Origin of the sequence: Brevundimonas albigilva, assembly GCF_023573565.1 — a bacterium.
Classification (GTDB): domain Bacteria; phylum Pseudomonadota; class Alphaproteobacteria; order Caulobacterales; family Caulobacteraceae; genus Brevundimonas; species Brevundimonas albigilva.
The window spans coordinates 3,237,065-3,254,199 of sequence record NZ_CP097649.1 but is presented as its reverse complement, the minus strand read 5'-3'; the positions used below and the strand labels follow the sequence as shown (position 1 = coordinate 3,254,199).

Sequence of the window (17,135 nt, the reverse complement as noted above, 5' to 3'; positions counted from 1 at the left end):
GTCGGGCGTATTACGTTTGACCTGTCGCCGGTCGCACCGGCATTTAAGTCCAGCTTCGGCTGGCCACTATGTGTTGGTGATCGCAAACCGCCATGGTGTCAGGAAGGGCCTCGCTTCGGCGGGGCCCTTTTCATTTCGCAACCCGTAGACCAAAAAAAGGCGGCCCTCATGAAGCCGCCGTTGGTCGTTCTGGGCGGCACCTTAGTAAGGCGACCCCAGCCCTGTAAGGCTGCTCATTGAGGAGGATAGGCCCATAGCCTGTTCGTCCTGAGCCGCCACGAAGCCGATCGCGGCTATCACGCAGGCAACGAGCGTTAAGGCTCCCAGGGTGATGATGCCCTTCCTGTTGGAGCGGCTGGAGGCCAGTCCGATCTGCAGGATCTCAATGCCTTTCAATACGAAATAGAAGGCCAGCATGTAGGTGATGATCTGGATCATTCCAGCCATTGGTTGTCTCCCCGTTAGCTCAACAACTGAGCCTTCTTCGCCTGAAACTCCGCCTCGGTCAGGACGCCCTTTTCCTTCAAATCGGCCAACTTGGCGATCTCGTCGGCATGGCTGAACCCCGGTGGCGGAGCGGTAAGACGTCGCGCCGCCTCGCCCTGGGGCTTGAGCATGATCGAATGGACGATCGCGACGATGAAGATCGCGGCACCGTAGAGCCACCAGAGGACGAACGGTCCGTGGCCCTTGTTCTTGGCGACTATTGCCGGGATGAGGCCGATGAATACGACGATGATTAGGATCTCCAACCGCGTCCCCCTCCCGGCCCCGCCGCTGTTGACGTAGCTGCCTAGCACAGCCGGGGCGAGTGTCTAGCGCTCGCATCCGATGCCGTCGCCGTCACGGTCCAAATGGCGGCCATAACCGGGATCGCCTCTTCGCACTGGGGCGGCTCCAGCAGCGCGCGCTTCCGAACAGTTGGCATAGGCTCGACCGGCTGGCGGCTGCGATCGCAGCGCTTGGGGCCGAGATGTCGAGGGCGAGCCGCCACTGCCTCGATGGCAGTGATAGCCGCCATTCTTCCGATCGTTGTGGCAGCCCTCGGAGTTCAGGCCGCCTGGGTGCGCCACTACTGCTGCGGGAATGGCGAGCGCGGCGACGGCGCCGACTACGGTCCAGCGGTTCATTGGACTTTCGAAACGTCCCAACGAAACTGATAGACGTCGTCGTTCCAGGTTACCGTGAGTAGCGCATCAAGCGAACCTTCGGAAGGAATCGCCACCCGGTCAGTGATCACCTGTCCGCCGAAAGAGCTTTCCGGATCGATCGTCGTCGTCTGTAGAACCTGGCCCTGCAGAGCCATCAATGTGCCGTCCAGGTTATCGTTGATCTCTTTCATCGTGAGAGCGGTTCCGGCGACCGCCGCGCCAGCCAGGGCCGCCTGTGCAACATGGTCGGTCGCTTGGTATCGATACACGCCGCGCGGCGTCGAATAGGTGCTGGTGTAGGTCGGGCCTTGGGACGCTGCGTATGCAGTAGCAGCGCCGGCGAGAGCGGCGGCCACTAGCGCGATCGTTGCATCGTTCTTCGCCATTCGCTCGAGCTCAGCATGGGTGAAGATCCGGAGCGGCTCGCCGCCCGCCGCTGCAATCATGTTCTCGACGCCGAAGTTCGTCGGCTCTTTCGCGTTGTTGAAGGCAGCGACACCGAAGACCAGGCGGCCCTTCTCGTTGACGCCGAGCGGGGTGACTTGGACAGACCCATTGCGGCCTTCCGCAAATGTGGTCGCCTGGCCTTGGACATAACGGATCGACTGGTTGGCGTCGGCGACCGGCTTGACGGTGTAGCTGGTGGCGCAAGCGGATATGGCAAGCGCGGCGCAAAGCGCCGGCGCGATCACAAACCTCATAGAATCCCCTCCCCAGGGACAGAAGCACCGCAACCCCCCGTCGCGGCGTTCGCGTGTCCTAGCACAAGTCGGACGAGTGTCTAGGCCGCTCAGGGATATGACTACCTAATCCCGGTCGCGTTTGTCAGAGCGATGAAGGCCAAAACCAAAAGCTGTCGACGCCGTCAAGCCGTGCCCCTTCGGGGGTTGCGGCCGCACGCCGCTGTGTCATGGTCTCAGCGCGTGCCAATCGTGGGAGAGAGGGACGCGGGACGGCCCGGCGTTGGCCCCACCCTGAGGCCGGGCCGTCCTACCGCTCAGCCGACGGTGATCGTCAGCGCGCCGACGGCGAACTTCACCAGATTGCCGGCGACGACCGTCTGAGACGACGCCAGGGCGTTGGAACCCAGCATGTTGCCGCCCGAGGCCGCGTCGAAGATGGCGAAGTGCGAGACGGTCTCGCTGCCGGCCGCCGCCCCGAAATCCACCTCCGCCGAGTTGGCGATCGAGGTGTTGCGCGAGATGGCGCCGTAGGTGGCGGCCAGCCTCCCGGTGCAAAGACCGCAGTTCAGCGAAAAAGGGGCTGGGGAAGGCGGGGCCATGTGATTCAGGCTGGATGGTGAGAAGCCGGGTCCCCGGCCTTCTTCCGCATCGACGTCCGCGACCAACCCTTCGTCCGCAAGATAAGACGGGCCCGGAGACATGCGACCTGTTCGGCTTCCTGGCGACCGAACCCGGCCAGCTCGTCCGCAGCATCCGCCCCGGGATCATGCCGGCAATCCTGACAGAGCGCGAGGGAGGTCGAGACCTGGATGAGCGCGCCGTGGGACGAGGCGAAGGCCCTGCAACGGGCGGTGCTGAATCGAGCGCTGGAGATCTGCCATGAGGGCGTACTGCTGGATCGTCGCCCTCTTCGTGATGGTGATCGGGCTGGGCCTTCTCCCGATCCTCGCGACCATGGCGTCGCTGAACTGCTACCACATGGGCAAGTGCAGCGCCCTGGTGTGGCGCTTCTTCGGCATGGCCACGCTCGTGGCGGCAGGCTTCGCAGCCCTCGGGTGCGGGCTGATGAAGCTGATCAGGAGGCCTCAGGGTGACGCCGCCGGAACGAAACCCATGGATCGGCGCTGAATCCGCCCCTCAGAAAGAGGCGGAAAAGCATGGCGCAGAAGAAGACCCTCATTGCATCAAAGGCCGGCGTCCGCCTGGAGCGAATCGAAGACCTGGCCGAACGCCAGCGAGGTAAGATCACGTTCAAGCTGTCGACCTACCGGCCGCCGCAGCCGCGCTACATCGCCGACCTGGACGAGGCTGAAGACGCGTTTGCACGCGAGGTCACCGCCTCGCTGCAGGACCCGGTGATCGTAGCGCTGATGGAGCGCGGGACGATCTAGCCGGGAACCCTAAGGGCCGCCGAGGACGTTCACCCTCAGAGAGGAGAAGTTGATGAGCGACGACAAATCCCAAACTGGCAACCCCGATCGCCAACGCGTCAGCCTGTCCGAGGACTATGAGGTCCAGGACTGGTCCAAGCGCTTCGGCGTCACGGCCGATCAACTCCGCGCCGCCGTCGACGCCGTCGGCAATCAGGCCGAGGATATCGAGAAGTATCTTAGCCGCAAGTCTGGACCCGCCTAGGAGAGGCATCATGAGCACCCCCCAAGGCTTGAGGACGCCCAAGCGTATCGCCCTACTGATCCCCATCCTGGTGGCTGTGGTCGCCTTCATCGGCCTAGCCGTATTTTCTTGGTCGCATCTCGGAGCCAAGGGGCCGGCGCCGCAGCTGGGTTCATCGCCGGAACAGGTCGCAACCGGCACAACGCCGCCGACCCGCGATGCCTACACAACGAAGGACTTCGTCGAGCCACAGTCCGAGTAGCTGCACGCCGTCCCCTATGCTGCAGTAAAACCCGCCCTCCGAAGTGAGCGGGCCTCGGTAGATAGCGGAGCCTGGGGCTCGACGGTTACCACCGCTCCACGATGGAGGTGGTGACCGCATCCTTGGTGATGGTCGTCATCTGGCAGAAGCCGCCGACAAGCCCGGTCTTCCGCTGGGCGCGCATCACGGCCAGGCTATGCGCCTTCACGTCAGGCGTCCCGCCCCACAGCTTGAGACCGAAGGTCTTGAGGTCGGCTTCCACAGCATCAGGCATGGGCGATGCGAATGTCAGGGCAGGCTGGACCAGTTCGGGCGCGAAACGCATCACAGCCCCACTGGAGGCTGCCGGCCCCTTGATGGGCCTTAGCGCCCAGGCCGGGTGACCCGCGTCGGGATAGCTGCTGACGGCGTAGGCGGCGGCCCGGCCATCCGACCCTACGCCGACCAAAATCGCGTCGACCTTGCCTGGGTCGCCGGGGACCGCGGCGCCACCGCGCATAGCCGTCATCATGTGCTGGTGGGCCGAAACAACTCGGCCTGCAAAGCTGGCGACCAAGTCCTCGAAACCACCCTGCACCTGCGCCATGGCCACGGCGACTAGGGCGGAGAACATGTCTGGGCCGCGGGCGACGAAGGCTGCCGACTGGTGCGCCGCGATCTGTACCTTCTGTTTCAAGGCGACGGTCGAACCATCCGGGGTGATCATCGCCCCATCGGTCAGCAGGCTTACAGACGTCGGGGCCAAATAGACCAAGGCCGCGGTCATTGATCGTCCTCCGGCTCGAAGGCGCGATCCTCGGAGAACGACCCAGCCGAGTAGAGCACGGCATTCACGACGAAGGTCGCCACGGCGGCGGCCGTGCCAGAGAAGCCGAGGACCGTGGTGACGATATACGCCGAAACTGGGTCGGCGTGAGCCACGACCGGGAAGGCAACTAGACACGCCAGCACGCCCAGGAAACGTCTGAGACGGCGGGTCACTTGCTGTCCTCCGATCCGATCATTCGGCGCATGGCTTCGGCGAGGCTGTACTTCGTCTTGGCGGGGCTGGACTGGCGCGTATTCGCGGCCATGGCCTGCGCCAGGCTATAGCGAAGCTGAGGCTTCGGGGTGGTCGGGCCGGTCATTGCGGGCTCCTTTGGTGGTGGGGGAATGGTTGGTCGGGCATCTGGCAACGCAGGGCGCCGCCCTCGCCCTCCCACGAGGAGAGCGCTTCCCGATCCAGCCGGAAGTTTTCGATGACCTGGCGGGACGCGATCCGGCGACGATCGACAAGTCGGGTCGAGAGGTCTCCGGTCTTGGCGAGGCGCTTGGCGGTTCTGGGGGAGACGCCCAGACGGGCAGCGATGTTGGAGAGGCCGACAACCGTCATTCCGCCCCCTCCACCGCCGACCAGTCGATCTTGGCCATCCGGTCGAGATCCCAGATCGGCTGGTCTTCCCAGACGAATCCATCCGGCCGGCCGACGTCGATCTCAGTGAGCATCTCGGTCACCACCCCCATGGCGAGGGTGCGGAACGTCGCGTCGGCCTGCTTCGCCGTCTCCAGCGATGCACCGTGCTCCCATGCGGAGAGTGCCGCAAAGGCGCAGATGCGGTTGAAGTAGGTCACCAGCAGATTGACCGCGAGCGGCATCAGCACCTCGGGCGGAATTCCCGTCTCGGTGTCGTCCGGGCCTCGGCTGATCTGGCCAGACGGGACGGACCTCTGGGTCACAGGCGCTGAGCGGGCCTTCCTGGGCCGATCCGAGAAGCGACCCAGGCCGGCGTGCATCAAGAGCCGATCGGAGGCCTCGACGCTGATCTTGCCATCGACGACCACGACGGCGCCGCGCGCCTCCCACTTCTGGACAGCCGCCTTGCTGACGCCGTGCATCTTTGCGAACGCGGGCCGTGAAGCGAGGGTCACGCTCATCAGCGGCAACCTCGGGCAACCGGAAACCTGTCGGCGGCCCTCAGGCCCCTCCGGTCCGCGCGTCCGACGCAGAGAGGACGGGGCTTCGGGCCGATCCATCCGTGAGCGGGTGAAGCCCCAGAAGGGCAACTGGCAACCGGCAACCGGATTTCGGGGTCATAGCTGGAGGAAGAACATGCCCAAGCTGCCCGTATACGTTGCGACGCCGGGGAAGGACCCGCGACGATCATGCCGGGGAGATCAGTGCCCACGAGACACCCCCAGGCTGTCGCTGTCGGGCATGACGAGGCGGGACGCCCATGCTTCGGCTTCGCCCACGGTCATGGCGGGGGGTGCGTGTCGGAGGACGAGAAGCGCGGCCTCGATCGTCACGGGGCGGTGCGCCGCGAGGGACAGGGCGAGAGAGAAGCGTCCCTGAGCCAATGGGTGCTGCATGATGTGGGCGCGGCGTTCTCCCGCGTCAGATCGGGGCGTGATGCCCACGCTCTGTTCGGCCATCAGCTCGGCAGTGCGGCGGGCCGGGGTCATGCCGCCTCCGAGCGCCCGGCCGTCTCGGGGGAGAGATACTCGGTCTTCTCCGGCGGCGGCTTCGGGGCCTCCAGCTTGAGGGGAGGAAGCGGGGTAGACGCAAGGCGCGGACCGATGGCGGCGGGAGTGGCCGGGACCGAGACGACGACCCGCTTGTCGACGAGTTTGCAGTGATCCGCCGTGAGGTGATGGACCGCGCCCGAGCTGCGGTGCTGGTACTTGCCGTTCACGATCCTGGACGGATCGATCACCCGCGCACCGCCCTGGTGATGCCAGATGCCTTGGATCGTGTCGGAGACGATGCGCCGGGGCTGGGCGGGATGGTCCCGCAGCGGAGCCTCGACCGTGGGCAGCGGGGACGCGTCGGCCGGGAGGTTGCTGTTGGCGGCGTCGACCGCGGCGTCGGCGGCGGTGACCAAGTCCAGCAGCTCGACGTACCGACGCTGGAGGTCGGGATATTCTTTGGCCAGCTTGGCGCGGGCCGCCTTGGCCTGGGCTTCAGCAGCGGCGTACTGGACGTGCCTCTCCGCGTCGGCGATGGCCGCCTCCGCATCGGCCAGGGCGGCTTCCGCGGCCGGGGTCACCCGACGATCGAACGCATCGACCAGGTCACGCGCATCCCGGAGCCGGCGGGTGGCGCTCTCCAAGACGCCGTCGGCGGCCTCACCATCGGCCGTGGCGGCCGCCGTCTGGGCGCGCTCGGCGGACAAGACCTCGGCGACTGCGGCGTCGCGCTTGGCCTTGGCGTTGGCCAGGCCGCGCTGGGCGGCTTCATGGGCTTTGCGGGCGGCGGCGACGGGATCGCGTTTCAGGATATCGGTGACGGCCATGTCGGTCCTCGTGGTGGTGTTGGGAATTCTGCGACTGGACTCGCCCGGGCTCAATGCGACCGGACTAGATCGGACTGAGATTGGGTTTCGGGCGGCTGCCGGCGGCGACGCGGGCGGCTGACCCAGATGTCGACGTCGGCCTGTTCGAGGCGCCACGTGTTGCTGCCGGCTGACCTGGAAGCCGGGAGCTGTCCTCGACGGATCGCCTTGTGGATGGTGTCGGGCTTCTCCCCGGCCAGACGGGCGACGTCGTCGACAGACAGGCTGCGCTGGAGGGAATGCTCGATCTCAACAAGGCGGCCGTCGATCTGGTCACCGGTCAGGGCGGCCCGGTCCCGCCGCAGGGTGCGGACTAGGGCGAGCGATGACGGCTCAGAGGTGGAGCGCAGGCCGGTCACTGGACGGACCTCCCGCAGACCCCGTATTTGCGCCACCACCACTGCGCTCCACCTATAAAGGTGGTGGCGCAGGTGGCGCAGTGGCGCAAAGGGCGATCTGCGACACCATGGAAATGGTGGTGGCGCAAGGTGGCGCAGGTGGCGCAAATCATAGCTCCACCCACCTTCCGACGCCGACCGTTTTGCGTGACTTCCGATGCTCATCGAGGGCGTCAACGACCACCAGGGCACCTGATTTGAACCAGGTCTTCAGCAGCCCCTTCGCCTTCTCGCGTGCCGTCTTCTCGTCGAGATCGAGTTCCAGCACCTCGGCCACGGCATAGCCGACCCACTCCTTGGCCTGGACGTTCTCACGCCAGTGACCACCGTCGATGTGCCGCTGCACGGCCAGCAGATCGGCGGCTGAGACACCATCGAAGGGGTCGGGCCACTTCCATGCGGTGACCACACCAACGTTGTCGCTGGGCTTTATGCCGACGCCGTTACCGAGGTCCACGCCAATCATTCGATACCAGACGGCTCCGTCGGGGGAGCGCGGCGACATGTTGGCTTTGCCGTCCTCGACCCGGAAGTAAGGGTAAGGCGTCTCCAGGCCTGCGCGTTCAGCCTCGTCTTTCGACATGGGGTTGAGGACGCGACCGGAGCGAGCGGCGGCTAGGAGGGAACCTGCCCCACGCCCGTCCTCGACCGTGATCTCAGCGCCGTTGGTCTTGCGGGTATGGTGGACCAGCTCAACGGCGGTGTTTGTCTTGCCAGCGATGCGGCCCCATTCCTTGGCGACCGTGTCGATGGCGCCGTTGTCGTTCTCCGCCACCTTGTGGGAGGAGACGAAGGGGTCGATCACGACCACGTCGATCTTGTGGGTCTGGATCTCCGAGACGACCTTCTCGACGTTCGGCTCAATGATCAGCGCGCCGCTGGCGTCGCTCTTCGCGATGGTGATGCCTGCGTCCCGGCCTGAGCCGAGGAATAGCCAACCCTCCAGATCATCTGGCGTGAGGCCGTAGTGCAGCGCCAGCGCCATGGCCCGGCGCATGGTCTCCTCGAAAGGGTCCTCCCCGTTCCAGTAGGCGACGCGCACCCGCTTCTCGACCGGCTTGATGCCGAGCAGGGGCTTGCCGCTGGCCATCGCCATGGCCTCGGCCAACACGAGGGAGGACTTGCCTACGCCACCCGGAGAGAAGGTGGTAGAGACGAACTGGCGGATGTAGTGCCGGCCGTACAGCCAAGCGCGGAGGGGGATAGCGGCAGGGTCGATCCACTTGAACGGCACCGCCCAACTCGGCGCGGGATGATCGCCTCGCGTGGCGAGTGGCGGCGGTGAAGAGGCCCAGGCGCGTAGCTGATCGACAGGGCCGCCAGCGTCTAGCCAGTCCGAGACGTCCTCACCTTCGGCAAGGCCGGGGATGCGAATGATCCTGGCAGAGGCAGCATAGGCTGAGAGCTGTTTAGCGAGCCTCGCCGCCTTCTTACGGCCGGGCTCGTCATTGTCCTCCAGGATGAGGCAGTCATAACCGGCGAGCTGCCGGGCCATGTCCTCGGTCCATTTTCCGCTGGCCGCCGTCGTGGCCGTCAGGTTCAGGCCAGCGAGCCGATCGGCATCCTTCTCGCCTTCGGTGATCCAGATGGTGCTGTGAGCCACTTTGTTGCGGTCAGCGGCGCGGTAGAGGACACGACGCTCACCCGCGTCGTTGAACCATCCGCCGCGGCCATCTGGCCGGCGCTGGCGGAAGGTCTTGGGCTTGCTGGCGTGCTCGTATCGGAGGACCTGATAGAGCAGATCGCCGTCATCACTGCGGTAGTCGTAGGTGGCGGCAAGCGTGTACCCAGCGCCCGTCAACCCAAGGTCGGAGTAAGGCTTCGGGCTTCGGGCAGCCCGTTCGGACATGCGCTCGATGGCGCCGGGCTTGGGTGTCCAGGAGCTTAGCCCAAGCTTGGCGCGCACGTACTCTCGACATAGCCGCCAGTCGTCCTCCGCCTTGCTGTCGGTTCGGAAGCCCTCCGGGCTGTCGGGATCAAGCCAGACAATGAGGCTGTCGTCGCGCTGCGAGTGTCCCGGCCCCGCCGCGCGCACATGATCACCCTCGATCTTGCCGCCAAGAGCGTGAGCGACGGTGCGGAGATCCAGCGCGGCGTTCATGCAGCGCCCCCAATTCGGCTCGCCATGCGATTGCGGAAGCCGTCGCTGATGAGCCCCGCCCAGTCGTCGACGGTCGTGAACGGCGTGAAGAGGTTGATCGTGGTGCACGCCGCGGCGAGCGTGTCCAACGCGGCGCGGACAGCAGCGGCGGCCTCTTCCTCGGAGCTGAAGGTATGGGTTGGCGGTGCGGTCCGGGCGGTGCGCACGGCGGCGAGGTTAATGATGCGAGGATCATCAGCCACGGACCACCTCCCAGCCCTGGAAATGGCCTTCGTCGCTCACGATCGAGCGGAGCATCGCCCTTGCAGGGCAGAGCGGCCGGGAGTAGGATTGCTGCCGATCTTCCTCGTCAGTTGATCTCCTGCAAACCCCGGTGAGCCCTGCACGGCCGCCGGGGTTTTTCGTGGGCGGGGCCTGGTTGAACCTTCCCATGATCACGCCGCCTCGCTCGTGGAGGAGGCGGAGTTGTCGTTGGCCCAGGCGAGCAGGTCGCCGACCCGGTAGCGGACGGCGCGGCCGAAGCGGCTGAAGCGGCATCCGCCACCGCGAAGGCGGAGCTGCCGCAGATAACTGCGGCTGAGGCCGAGCATTTCGGCCGCCTCCACATCATCGATAAACCGGTCCGTTGCCGGAACTGCGGCGGGCCGTAGCGTGGACTGTGTCGCGAGCATCTGTCGTGTCCCGGACGCTCCCGGTGAAGTCCGGGGTGGGCGTCTAGGAACAGTGGTCTGCCCCCATGGGGTGATCCGGTTTCGATGTTAGTTCATGGGCGGGCCTGACGCCATGGTTGGGTTGGGCGAGCGCGCGCCTTCAAGCGCTGGCGCGCTCGCCCACGGCACGATGTTTCCGGCGCGAGGGATGAGGGCTTCCGGTGCTGGCGGTCGGTACTTCAGGGCGCTGTGCGGTCGCACGGCGTTGAAGTGACGCCGCCACGCCTCGATCAGCACCTGAGCCTCGGCCAGACTGAAGAAGGTCTCGCCGTTCAGCAGTTCATCCCGGAGCTTGGAGTTGAAGCTCTCGCAGTAGCCGTTCTCCCAGGGACTACCGGGTTCGATGTAGGCCGTCTGAGAGCCGACGGCGGCGATCCATTCACGCAGGGTGGTGGCGATGAACTCCGGTCCGTTGTCGGACCGCACATAGGCCGGCGGCCCGCGCAGTATCATCAGGTCCGCCAGGGTCTCTAGCACGTCGGTGGAGTTGAGCCTGCGCTTGACCCGGATCGCCAGAGCCTCGCGCGTGAACTCATCAATCACGCAGAGCATGCGGAACTTCCTGCCGTCCTGGGTGCGATCCTCGACGAAGTCGTAAGACCAGACATGGTTGGGCCGCTCGGCGCGCAGCCGCACGCACGACCCGTCATTGAGCCAGAGCCGGCCGCGTTTCGGCTGTTTCTGCGGGACCTTCAGCCCTTCCCGTCGCCAGATCCGCTGAACCCTTTTGGCGTTCACCGACCAGCCCGCCTGATGCAGCAGCGCCGTGATCCGGCGGTAGCCGTAACGGCCATAGGTCGCCGCCAGTGCGGTGATGGCCGCCGTCAGGGCCGCCTCGTCGGTGCGGCCCCTCGGCGTCTTTCGCTGGGTTGAGCGATGCTGTCGGAGCACCGCGCAGGCGCGCCGCTCCGACACCTTCAACTCGGTCCGCACCTTGTCGATGCAGGCCCGGCGACGGGCAGGGCTCAGAAGTTTCCCCGCGCCGCCTCCGACAGGATCAGCTTGTCCAGCGTCAGGTCCGACACCGCCCGACGAAGCCGGGCGTTCTCCAGCTCCAGCGCCTTCATCCGTTTGACCTGATCGGTCTTCATCCCGCCGAACTCCGCTCGCCAGCGGAAGTAGGTCGTCTCCGTCACCGCTATCGTCTTCACCGCCTCCGCGATCGATTTGCCTTGCCCGGTCAACACTTCAACCTGGCGCAGCTTGGCGATGATCTCTTCGGGCTTGTGACGCTTCCTGGCCATCCTTGGCTCCATCCGTTCCGGTCCGCAGACCAACATAAGGGATGGATCACTTCAAAGGGCGCAGACCACTCTCCACGAGCGACTCTGTCTTGGCTTTGCCGAAGACGACCTCGGCCAACGTTTTGGCTTGCTCAAACACCGCGTACTTCTCGGCGACCTTTCGCGACGTAGCGACAGTTCGGTCCCGCTCAGGAGTGTCGCTTGGCACGACAGTGAGCTGCGGAACAGACTTCCCACTAATACGGAGGCTTCGGACGTCGCCGATGTCCCCCGCGACTTGCGCCTTGTCGAACTCCGCCTGGAAGTTCAGCGGAACATTCTGGCCTAGCGTGCCGGTCTGCTGCTTCAGAAGCCAGTCCATATACTGTCTGAACAGGTCAGAGGTCATAGACTGCGTTTTGACGAATAGCACGTGGTCTCCGATAGCCAGCCAATAGGCCATGCCTCGCACGAACTGAGAACCCGCCGGAGCCGCGCGCTCGTCGAGTCCAAAAATCTCGGCCGTCGTGATATTGGAGAGCTGTACGGTCTGCGCTCTCAGTTGCAGAAGAGCTTGGAGCCCGTGGTTCTGAACCAAGCACATCTCGCCGAACACAGCGCTTTCCAAGTCTGCAACCCGGTTCAACACGAGCTGACCGCCGTCGCTGCCGCCCAAATCAAGCAGCCGGTCTTGTGCGCGCTCCCATAGCGCCTGTCCTCCAGCATTGGCCTGCCCGAGGGCTGTTCGGCACGCGGACTCAAAGGTTTCTGACCCGATATTGACGCCACCAGTGTTGAAGCGGCGGTAGTGAACCATGTGGTAGGCAGTCGGCATTCCATTCCCCTGTCCTCAGCGAGAGCTGAGTCTCTAAGATGTACAGGGAGCATGTCGCCTACCGCAGGTTTCGCCAAGATCAATGTTTTACCAAGAACAAAGATAGAACATTGATGCGTCAATCACGGTCATAGAGTGCGGCGGGTGAGTTAAAATGCCACTTAATGCACCCGCGCCTTCCCGATCTCCAGCCCGTCCGCGCCTGCTGACACGGCGATCACGCTTCCGTCCTCGATCTCGCCCGCCAGCAACTTGCGCGCGATGGGGTCGACGAGGTCCTTCTGGATGACGCGCTTCAGGGGGCGGGCGCCGTACACCGGGTCGTAGCCCTTGTCGGCCAGCCAGGCGGCGGCGCTGTCGTCCAGGGCCAGGGTCAGGCGGCGGTCGGCCATCAGCTTTTCCAGGCGCGACAGCTGGATGCGGACGATGCCGCCCATCTGTTCGCGGCCCAGGCGGCGGAACAGGATGATCTCGTCGATGCGGTTCAGGAACTCGGGCCGGAAGTGGGCGCGCACGGCGTCCATGACGAAGGGGCGCACGGCCTCCACGTCGTCGCCCTCGCCCTGCTCGGCCAGGAACTGGCTGCCCAGGTTCGAGGTCATGATGATCAGGGTGTTGCGGAAGTCGATGGCTCTTCCTTGCCCGTCTGTCAGGCGGCCGTCGTCGAGCACTTGAAGAAGGACGTTGAAGACGTCGGGGTGGGCCTTTTCGACCTCGTCGAACAGCACGACCTGATAGGGGCGCCGACGGACGGCCTCGGTCAGGGCGCCGCCCTCGTCATAGCCGACATAGCCGGGAGGCGCGCCGATCAGGCGGCTGACGCTGTGCTTTTCCATGTATTCCGACATGTCCAGGCGGGTGATGGCCGCCTCGTCGTCGAACAGGAACTCGGCCAGGGCCTTGGTCAGCTCGGTCTTGCCCACGCCCGTCGGGCCCAGGAACAGGAAGCTGCCCAGCGGGCGGTTGGGGTCGTTCAGGCCGGCGCGGGCGCGGCGCACCGCGTCGGAGACGGCGATCAGGGCCTCGTCCTGGCCGACCACGCGGCCGCGAAGCGCGTCCTCCATCTTGAGCAGCTTCTCGCGCTCGCCCTCCAGCATCTTATCGACGGGCACGCCGGTCCAGCGGCTGACGACGGCGGCGATCTGCTCGGCGTCGACGACCTCGGGCGTCAGCGGGCCCTTGTTGTCGGTTTCCCTGGCCTCGGCCTCGGCCAGCTGCTTCTCGATCTGGGGGATCTGGCCGTAGGCGATCTCGGACGCGCGGGCCAGGTCGCCGGCGCGCTGGGCGTTGGTCAGCTCCAGCCGCAGGCGGTCCAGGGTCTCGCGCAACTGGGCGCCCTGGCCGACCTTGTCCTTTTCGGCCTTCCACTGGGCGGTCAGGTCGTCGGACTGACCCTCCAGGTCGGCGATCTCGTCCTCCAGCTTCTCCAGCCGGTGTTGGGAGGCCTGGTCGGTTTCCTTCTTCAGGGCCTCGCGCTCGATCTTCAGCTGGACCAGGCGGCGGTCGATCTCGTCCAGGGCCTCGGGCTTGGAATCCACGGCCATGCGCACGCGCGACGCCGCCTCGTCGACCAGGTCGATGGCCTTGTCGGGCAGGAAGCGGTCGGTGATGTAGCGGTTCGACAGGGTGGCGGCGGCGACGATGGCGCTGTCGGAGATGCGGACCCCGTGGTGGACCTCGTACTTCTCCTTCAGGCCGCGCAGGATGGAGACGGTGTCCTCCACCGTCGGTTCGGAGACGAAGACGGGCTGGAAACGACGGGCCAGGGCCGCGTCCTTCTCGATGTACTTGCGGTATTCGTCCAGGGTGGTGGCGCCGACGCAGTGCAGTTCGCCGCGCGCAAGCGCCGGCTTGAGCAGGTTGGAGGCGTCCATGGCGCCGTCGCTCTTTCCGGCGCCGACCAGGGTGTGCATCTCGTCGATGAACAGGACGATCTGGCCCTCGGCGGCCGAGACCTCGGACAGGACGGCCTTCAGCCGTTCCTCGAACTCGCCGCGGTATTTCGCGCCGGCGATCAGGCTGCCCATGTCCAGGGCCATCACGGTCTTGTCGCGCAAGCTCTCGGGCACGTCGCCGTTGACGATGCGCAGCGCCAGGCCCTCGACGATGGCGGTCTTGCCGACGCCGGGTTCGCCGATCAGGACGGGGTTGTTCTTGGTGCGGCGGGCCAGGACCTGGATGGTGCGGCGGATCTCCTCGTCGCGGCCGATGACCGGATCGATCTTGCCGTCGGCGGCGGCCTGGGTCAGGTCGCGGGCGTAGCGTTTCAGGGCGTCGTAGCCGTCCTCGGCGCCGGCGCTGTCTGCGGTCTTGCCCTTCCTCAGGTCCACGATGGCGGCGTCCAGCTTGTCGGCCGTGACGCCCGAGGCCTTGAGCACCTCGGCGGCGACGGCGCCCTCGCGCGCCAGGGCGGCCAGCAGGCGTTCGGTGGTGACGAAGGCGTCACCGGCCTTCTTGGAGGCCTCCTCGGCGGCGGCGAAGACGCGGGCGGTGGCGCCGTCCAGATACAGCTGGCCCGAGCCGCCCTCGACCTGGGCGCGCTTCTTCAGGGCGGTCTCGACGTCGGCCTCGGCGCGGCGGGCGTCGCCGCCGGCCGCGGTGATCAGGTTGGGGGCCAGGCCGTCGCGTTCCTCCAGCAGCACCTTGAGCAGGTGTTCGGGCGCGAACTGCTGATGACGGCGAGCCAGGGCCAGCGACTGGGCCGACTGGACGGCCTGTTTGGCGCGGTCGGAATAGAGATCGAGATTCATGGTTCAGTCCCCTCGGGAGGCGGATTTCATCCCAATGCGCCCTTACCGAAAGCGACGCCTTGAGCTGTCGCAAACGAGATGGTGTGACATATGGGCCACGCAAGGGCGCGGGAGCGAAATTCGGCGCGGCGGCGGCGTCGGGTCGGAGGCCGGTCGGGGAACCGTAAGCGTCGCCATACGCTTTTCGCCGATGCTGACCACCAAGATGAACCCGCGCGTCTTCTGGGGCGCAAGCCTGATCATCGGCCTGCTGCTCGTCGTCGCGATCGCCGCGCCCGGACAGTCCGACCGGGTGTTCCAGACCGTCCAGGCCTGGGTGATCGACACCTTCGGCTGGTTCTACGTCGCCGCCGTGGCGGGCTTTCTGGGGCTGGCGCTGGTGCTGGCCGTGGGGCCGACGGGCGCGCTGAAGCTGGGGCCGGACGACGCCGAGCCCGACTTTCCCTATCTGTCGTGGCTGGCCATGCTGTTCGCCGCGGGCATGGGCATCGGCCTGATGTATTTCGGCGTGGCCGAGCCGATCCAGCATTTCGTCAGCCCGCCGGAAGGCGAGCCGCGCACCTTCGCCGCCGCGCGCGAGGCGATGGGGATCACCTTCTTCCACTATGGCGTCCACGCCTGGGCCATCTATGCGCTGGTGGGGCTGAGCCTGGCCTTCTTCGCCTATCGCAAGGGCCTGCCGCTGACGCTGCGGTCGGGGCTGTCGCCGCTGCTGGGGCGGCGCATCAACGGGCCGATCGGCGACGCGGTGGACATCTTCGCCATCTGGGGCACGGCCTTCGGCATCGCCACCTCGCTGGGCTTCGGCGTGTCGCAGATGAACAGCGGCCTGACCTATCTGCTGGGCGTACCGAACAACGCCTGGGTCCAGATCGGGCTGATCGCGGCGGTGATGGCGGCGGCGACCGCCTCGGTCATGACCGGGGTGGGCAAGGGGGTGCGCCGGCTGTCGGAGCTGAACCTGACCCTGGCCGTGCTGCTGATGCTGTTCGTGCTGGCCGTCGGGCCGACAGGCTTCCTGTTCAAGGCGCTGGTGCAGAATTTCGGCTTCTATCTGAGCCATCTGGTCGAGCGCACCTTCACCCTGTACGCCTATGAACCGCGGGCCTGGATGGCGGACTGGACGCTGTTCTACTGGGCCTGGTGGATCGCATGGTCGCCGTTCGTGGGCATGTTCATCGCCCGCATCTCGCGCGGGCGGACGGTGCGCGAGTTCATCCTGAACGTGCTGCTGGTCCCGGCCGGCTTCACCTTCCTGTGGATGACGGTGTTCGGCAACACGGCCATCAGCCTGGACATGGGCCAGGCGCAGGGGGCCATCTCGGCCGCGGTGTCGGCGGACCTGTCGACCGCCCTGTTCCACTTCCTGGAGCAGCTGCCCGGCGCGGCGATCACCTCGACCCTGGCGATCCTGCTGGTGGCGGTCTTCTTCATCACCTCGGCCGATTCCGGCGCCCTGGTGATCGACACCATCGCCTCCGGCGGGGCCGACGACACGCCGCGCTGGCAGCGGGTCTATTGGTGCCTGCTGCTGGGCCTGATCGCCGCCCTGCTGCTGCTGGCCGGCGGGCTGGGCGCGCTGCAGGCCGCCACTCTGGGCGCGGCCCTGCCGTTCGTGGTCATCATGGTGCTGCTGTGCGTCGGCCTGGTCCGGCAGATGAACGCCGACGTGGCCGGCCGGGTCATCGAGACCGAAGGGCCGCCGCTGGCCGAACAGCTGAAGCGCATCCTGGCGCCGGCCAGCCGCCGCGACATCGACCGACAGATCGAGCGCAACGGCGCGCCCGCGCTGGAGACCGTCCGCGAGGGCCTGGCGGCCGAGGGGCTGGGCGCCGAGGTGGAACGCGACGCGGACGGCGTCTCGCTGACGGCGCCGGTGGTCGGGGGGCGCGACTTCCACTACCGCCTGACCGCGCGCGAGCGGCCCCGGCCGGCCCTGACCGCGCTGGACGCGCCGGAGCGCAAGCGGGCGATGGAATGGCGGCTGTCGGCGCGGTCGGACGACGGACCCCGGCCGCGCGACATCACCGGCTTCACCCGCGAGCAGATCGTCGCCGACGTGCTGGAACACCTGCACCGCTGGCGCACGGGCTGAGG

Annotated in this window: 24 protein-coding genes; 5 read left to right on the top strand and 19 right to left on the bottom strand. The window is 66.4% G+C overall.

Annotated elements, in window-relative coordinates; genetic code table 11:
• Positions 1-201: 201 nt before the first annotated feature.
• The 5 genes from M8231_RS16360 to M8231_RS16345 form a co-directional block, all read right to left on the bottom strand.
• Positions 202-447 carry a hypothetical protein gene (locus M8231_RS16360; RefSeq protein WP_250201961.1) on the bottom strand — a complete coding sequence of 82 codons (246 nt, stop codon included), beginning with the start codon at positions 445-447 and terminating at the stop codon, positions 202-204.
• Positions 448-461: 14 nt separating this feature from the next.
• The gene (locus tag M8231_RS16355; RefSeq protein ID WP_249751716.1) at positions 462-752 is read right to left on the bottom strand and encodes an SHOCT domain-containing protein; all 291 of its coding nucleotides are present in this window, start codon (positions 750-752) and stop codon (positions 462-464) included.
• A 63-nt stretch (positions 753-815) separates the two neighbouring features.
• A complete protein-coding gene (locus tag M8231_RS17010; protein WP_347342359.1) occupies positions 816-1,130 on the bottom strand; it encodes an excalibur calcium-binding domain-containing protein in 315 nt (104 codons plus the stop codon).
• Positions 1,127-1,852, bottom strand: coding sequence for a hypothetical protein (locus M8231_RS16350; protein WP_249751717.1), 726 nt, complete (start codon positions 1,850-1,852; stop codon positions 1,127-1,129). The genes M8231_RS17010 and M8231_RS16350 overlap by 4 nt, the downstream gene beginning before the upstream one ends.
• A 296-nt stretch (positions 1,853-2,148) precedes the next feature.
• Complete coding sequence (locus M8231_RS16345) at positions 2,149-2,433, bottom strand: phage tail fiber protein (protein ID WP_250201960.1); 285 nt, start codon at positions 2,431-2,433, stop codon at positions 2,149-2,151.
• Positions 2,434-2,713: 280 nt separating this feature from the next.
• Between M8231_RS16345 and M8231_RS16340 the strand changes: the two genes are divergently transcribed.
• Genes M8231_RS16340 through M8231_RS16325 form a run of 4 tightly spaced genes read left to right on the top strand, consistent with a single transcriptional unit; the run spans position 2,714 to position 3,710 of the window.
• Complete coding sequence (locus M8231_RS16340) at positions 2,714-2,962, top strand: hypothetical protein (RefSeq protein WP_249751718.1); 249 nt, start codon at positions 2,714-2,716, stop codon at positions 2,960-2,962.
• Positions 2,963-2,991: 29 nt separating this feature from the next.
• Positions 2,992-3,225, top strand: coding sequence for a hypothetical protein (locus tag M8231_RS16335; protein WP_250201959.1), 234 nt, complete (start codon positions 2,992-2,994; stop codon positions 3,223-3,225).
• A gap of 52 nt (positions 3,226-3,277) precedes the next feature.
• Positions 3,278-3,469, top strand: coding sequence for a DUF3606 domain-containing protein (locus tag M8231_RS16330; RefSeq protein ID WP_249751720.1), 192 nt, complete (start codon positions 3,278-3,280; stop codon positions 3,467-3,469).
• A 10-nt stretch (positions 3,470-3,479) separates the two neighbouring features.
• A complete protein-coding gene (locus M8231_RS16325) occupies positions 3,480-3,710 on the top strand; it encodes a hypothetical protein (protein WP_249751721.1) in 231 nt (76 codons plus the stop codon).
• 85 nt (positions 3,711-3,795) lie between these two features.
• Here M8231_RS16325 and M8231_RS16320 read toward each other — a convergent pair whose 3' ends face one another.
• The 14 genes from M8231_RS16320 to clpB form a co-directional block, all read right to left on the bottom strand.
• On the bottom strand, positions 3,796-4,476 hold the full coding sequence (locus M8231_RS16320) for a hypothetical protein (protein WP_250201958.1): 681 nt from the start codon (positions 4,474-4,476) through the stop codon (positions 3,796-3,798).
• Positions 4,473-4,691, bottom strand: a complete 219-nt coding sequence (locus tag M8231_RS16315) for a hypothetical protein (RefSeq protein ID WP_250201957.1) — start codon at positions 4,689-4,691, stop codon at positions 4,473-4,475. The genes M8231_RS16320 and M8231_RS16315 overlap by 4 nt, the downstream gene beginning before the upstream one ends.
• Positions 4,688-4,837, bottom strand: a complete 150-nt coding sequence (locus M8231_RS16310) for a hypothetical protein (protein WP_250201956.1) — start codon at positions 4,835-4,837, stop codon at positions 4,688-4,690. Before M8231_RS16310 ends, M8231_RS16315 begins: the two co-directional genes overlap by 4 nt.
• Positions 4,834-5,082, bottom strand: coding sequence for a hypothetical protein (locus tag M8231_RS16305; protein WP_249751725.1), 249 nt, complete (start codon positions 5,080-5,082; stop codon positions 4,834-4,836). The genes M8231_RS16310 and M8231_RS16305 overlap by 4 nt, the downstream gene beginning before the upstream one ends.
• Entirely contained in the window at positions 5,079-5,624 is a 546-nt protein-coding gene (locus M8231_RS16300; protein WP_249751726.1) for a hypothetical protein, read from the bottom strand. The genes M8231_RS16305 and M8231_RS16300 overlap by 4 nt, the downstream gene beginning before the upstream one ends.
• A 240-nt stretch (positions 5,625-5,864) precedes the next feature.
• Entirely contained in the window at positions 5,865-6,152 is a 288-nt protein-coding gene (locus tag M8231_RS16295) for a hypothetical protein (protein WP_249751727.1), read from the bottom strand.
• Positions 6,149-6,982 carry a hypothetical protein gene (locus tag M8231_RS16290; RefSeq protein WP_250201955.1) on the bottom strand — a complete coding sequence of 278 codons (834 nt, stop codon included), beginning with the start codon at positions 6,980-6,982 and terminating at the stop codon, positions 6,149-6,151. Before M8231_RS16290 ends, M8231_RS16295 begins: the two co-directional genes overlap by 4 nt.
• A gap of 50 nt (positions 6,983-7,032) precedes the next feature.
• A complete protein-coding gene (locus M8231_RS16285; RefSeq protein WP_249751729.1) occupies positions 7,033-7,380 on the bottom strand; it encodes a helix-turn-helix domain-containing protein in 348 nt (115 codons plus the stop codon).
• A 148-nt stretch (positions 7,381-7,528) separates the two neighbouring features.
• The gene (locus M8231_RS16280) at positions 7,529-9,520 is read right to left on the bottom strand and encodes an AAA family ATPase (RefSeq protein WP_250201954.1); all 1,992 of its coding nucleotides are present in this window, start codon (positions 9,518-9,520) and stop codon (positions 7,529-7,531) included.
• A complete protein-coding gene (locus M8231_RS16275) occupies positions 9,517-9,762 on the bottom strand; it encodes a hypothetical protein (protein WP_249751731.1) in 246 nt (81 codons plus the stop codon). The genes M8231_RS16280 and M8231_RS16275 overlap by 4 nt, the downstream gene beginning before the upstream one ends.
• A 192-nt stretch (positions 9,763-9,954) precedes the next feature.
• The gene (locus tag M8231_RS16270) at positions 9,955-10,191 is read right to left on the bottom strand and encodes a helix-turn-helix transcriptional regulator (protein ID WP_249751732.1); all 237 of its coding nucleotides are present in this window, start codon (positions 10,189-10,191) and stop codon (positions 9,955-9,957) included.
• Positions 10,192-10,278: 87 nt separating this feature from the next.
• Positions 10,279-11,474, bottom strand: a protein-coding gene (locus M8231_RS16265) for an IS3 family transposase (RefSeq protein ID WP_250201343.1) whose coding sequence is annotated in 2 segments (ribosomal slippage) — positions 10,279-11,204 and positions 11,204-11,474 — 1,197 coding nt in all. Because the reading frame shifts where the segments join, the coding sequence is not laid out codon by codon here.
• A gap of 46 nt (positions 11,475-11,520) precedes the next feature.
• A complete protein-coding gene (locus tag M8231_RS16260; protein ID WP_250201953.1) occupies positions 11,521-12,288 on the bottom strand; it encodes a hypothetical protein in 768 nt (255 codons plus the stop codon).
• A 161-nt stretch (positions 12,289-12,449) separates the two neighbouring features.
• A complete protein-coding gene (gene clpB, locus M8231_RS16255; protein ID WP_249749298.1) occupies positions 12,450-15,038 on the bottom strand; it encodes an ATP-dependent chaperone ClpB in 2,589 nt (862 codons plus the stop codon).
• Between the two features lie 190 nt (positions 15,039-15,228).
• On the opposite strand from clpB, the gene M8231_RS16250 reads away from it, so the two are divergent.
• Positions 15,229-17,133, top strand: coding sequence for a BCCT family transporter (locus M8231_RS16250; protein WP_249749297.1), 1,905 nt, complete (start codon positions 15,229-15,231; stop codon positions 17,131-17,133).
• Positions 17,134-17,135: the final 2 nt, after the last annotated feature.

Excerpts from the sequence above, each read along its gene's own strand:
- M8231_RS16340 (WP_249751718.1), top strand. The coding sequence starts at position 2,714 with ATGAGGGCGTACTGCTGGATCGTCGCCCTCTTCGTGATGGTGATCGGG.
- M8231_RS16360 (WP_250201961.1), bottom strand. The coding sequence starts at position 447 with ATGGCTGGAATGATCCAGATCATCACCTACATGCTGGCCTTCTATTTC.
- M8231_RS16260 (WP_250201953.1), bottom strand. The coding sequence starts at position 12,288 with ATGCCGACTGCCTACCACATGGTTCACTACCGCCGCTTCAACACTGGT.
- M8231_RS16330 (WP_249751720.1), top strand. The coding sequence starts at position 3,278 with ATGAGCGACGACAAATCCCAAACTGGCAACCCCGATCGCCAACGCGTC.
- M8231_RS16345 (WP_250201960.1), bottom strand. The coding sequence starts at position 2,433 with ATGGCCCCGCCTTCCCCAGCCCCTTTTTCGCTGAACTGCGGTCTTTGC.
- M8231_RS16350 (WP_249751717.1), bottom strand. The coding sequence starts at position 1,852 with ATGAGGTTTGTGATCGCGCCGGCGCTTTGCGCCGCGCTTGCCATATCC.
- M8231_RS16325 (WP_249751721.1), top strand. The coding sequence starts at position 3,480 with ATGAGCACCCCCCAAGGCTTGAGGACGCCCAAGCGTATCGCCCTACTG.
- M8231_RS16335 (WP_250201959.1), top strand. The coding sequence starts at position 2,992 with ATGGCGCAGAAGAAGACCCTCATTGCATCAAAGGCCGGCGTCCGCCTG.
- M8231_RS16305 (WP_249751725.1), bottom strand. The coding sequence starts at position 5,082 with ATGACGGTTGTCGGCCTCTCCAACATCGCTGCCCGTCTGGGCGTCTCC.
- M8231_RS16290 (WP_250201955.1), bottom strand. The coding sequence starts at position 6,982 with ATGGCCGTCACCGATATCCTGAAACGCGATCCCGTCGCCGCCGCCCGC.
- M8231_RS16270 (WP_249751732.1), bottom strand. The coding sequence starts at position 10,191 with ATGCTCGCGACACAGTCCACGCTACGGCCCGCCGCAGTTCCGGCAACG.
- M8231_RS16250 (WP_249749297.1), top strand. The coding sequence starts at position 15,229 with ATGCTGACCACCAAGATGAACCCGCGCGTCTTCTGGGGCGCAAGCCTG.
- clpB (WP_249749298.1), bottom strand. The coding sequence starts at position 15,038 with ATGAATCTCGATCTCTATTCCGACCGCGCCAAACAGGCCGTCCAGTCG.
- M8231_RS16295 (WP_249751727.1), bottom strand. The coding sequence starts at position 6,152 with ATGACCCCGGCCCGCCGCACTGCCGAGCTGATGGCCGAACAGAGCGTG.
- M8231_RS16320 (WP_250201958.1), bottom strand. The coding sequence starts at position 4,476 with ATGACCGCGGCCTTGGTCTATTTGGCCCCGACGTCTGTAAGCCTGCTG.
- M8231_RS17010 (WP_347342359.1), bottom strand. The coding sequence starts at position 1,130 with ATGAACCGCTGGACCGTAGTCGGCGCCGTCGCCGCGCTCGCCATTCCC.
- M8231_RS16300 (WP_249751726.1), bottom strand. The coding sequence starts at position 5,624 with ATGAGCGTGACCCTCGCTTCACGGCCCGCGTTCGCAAAGATGCACGGC.
- M8231_RS16280 (WP_250201954.1), bottom strand. The coding sequence starts at position 9,520 with ATGAACGCCGCGCTGGATCTCCGCACCGTCGCTCACGCTCTTGGCGGC.
- M8231_RS16310 (WP_250201956.1), bottom strand. The coding sequence starts at position 4,837 with ATGACCGGCCCGACCACCCCGAAGCCTCAGCTTCGCTATAGCCTGGCG.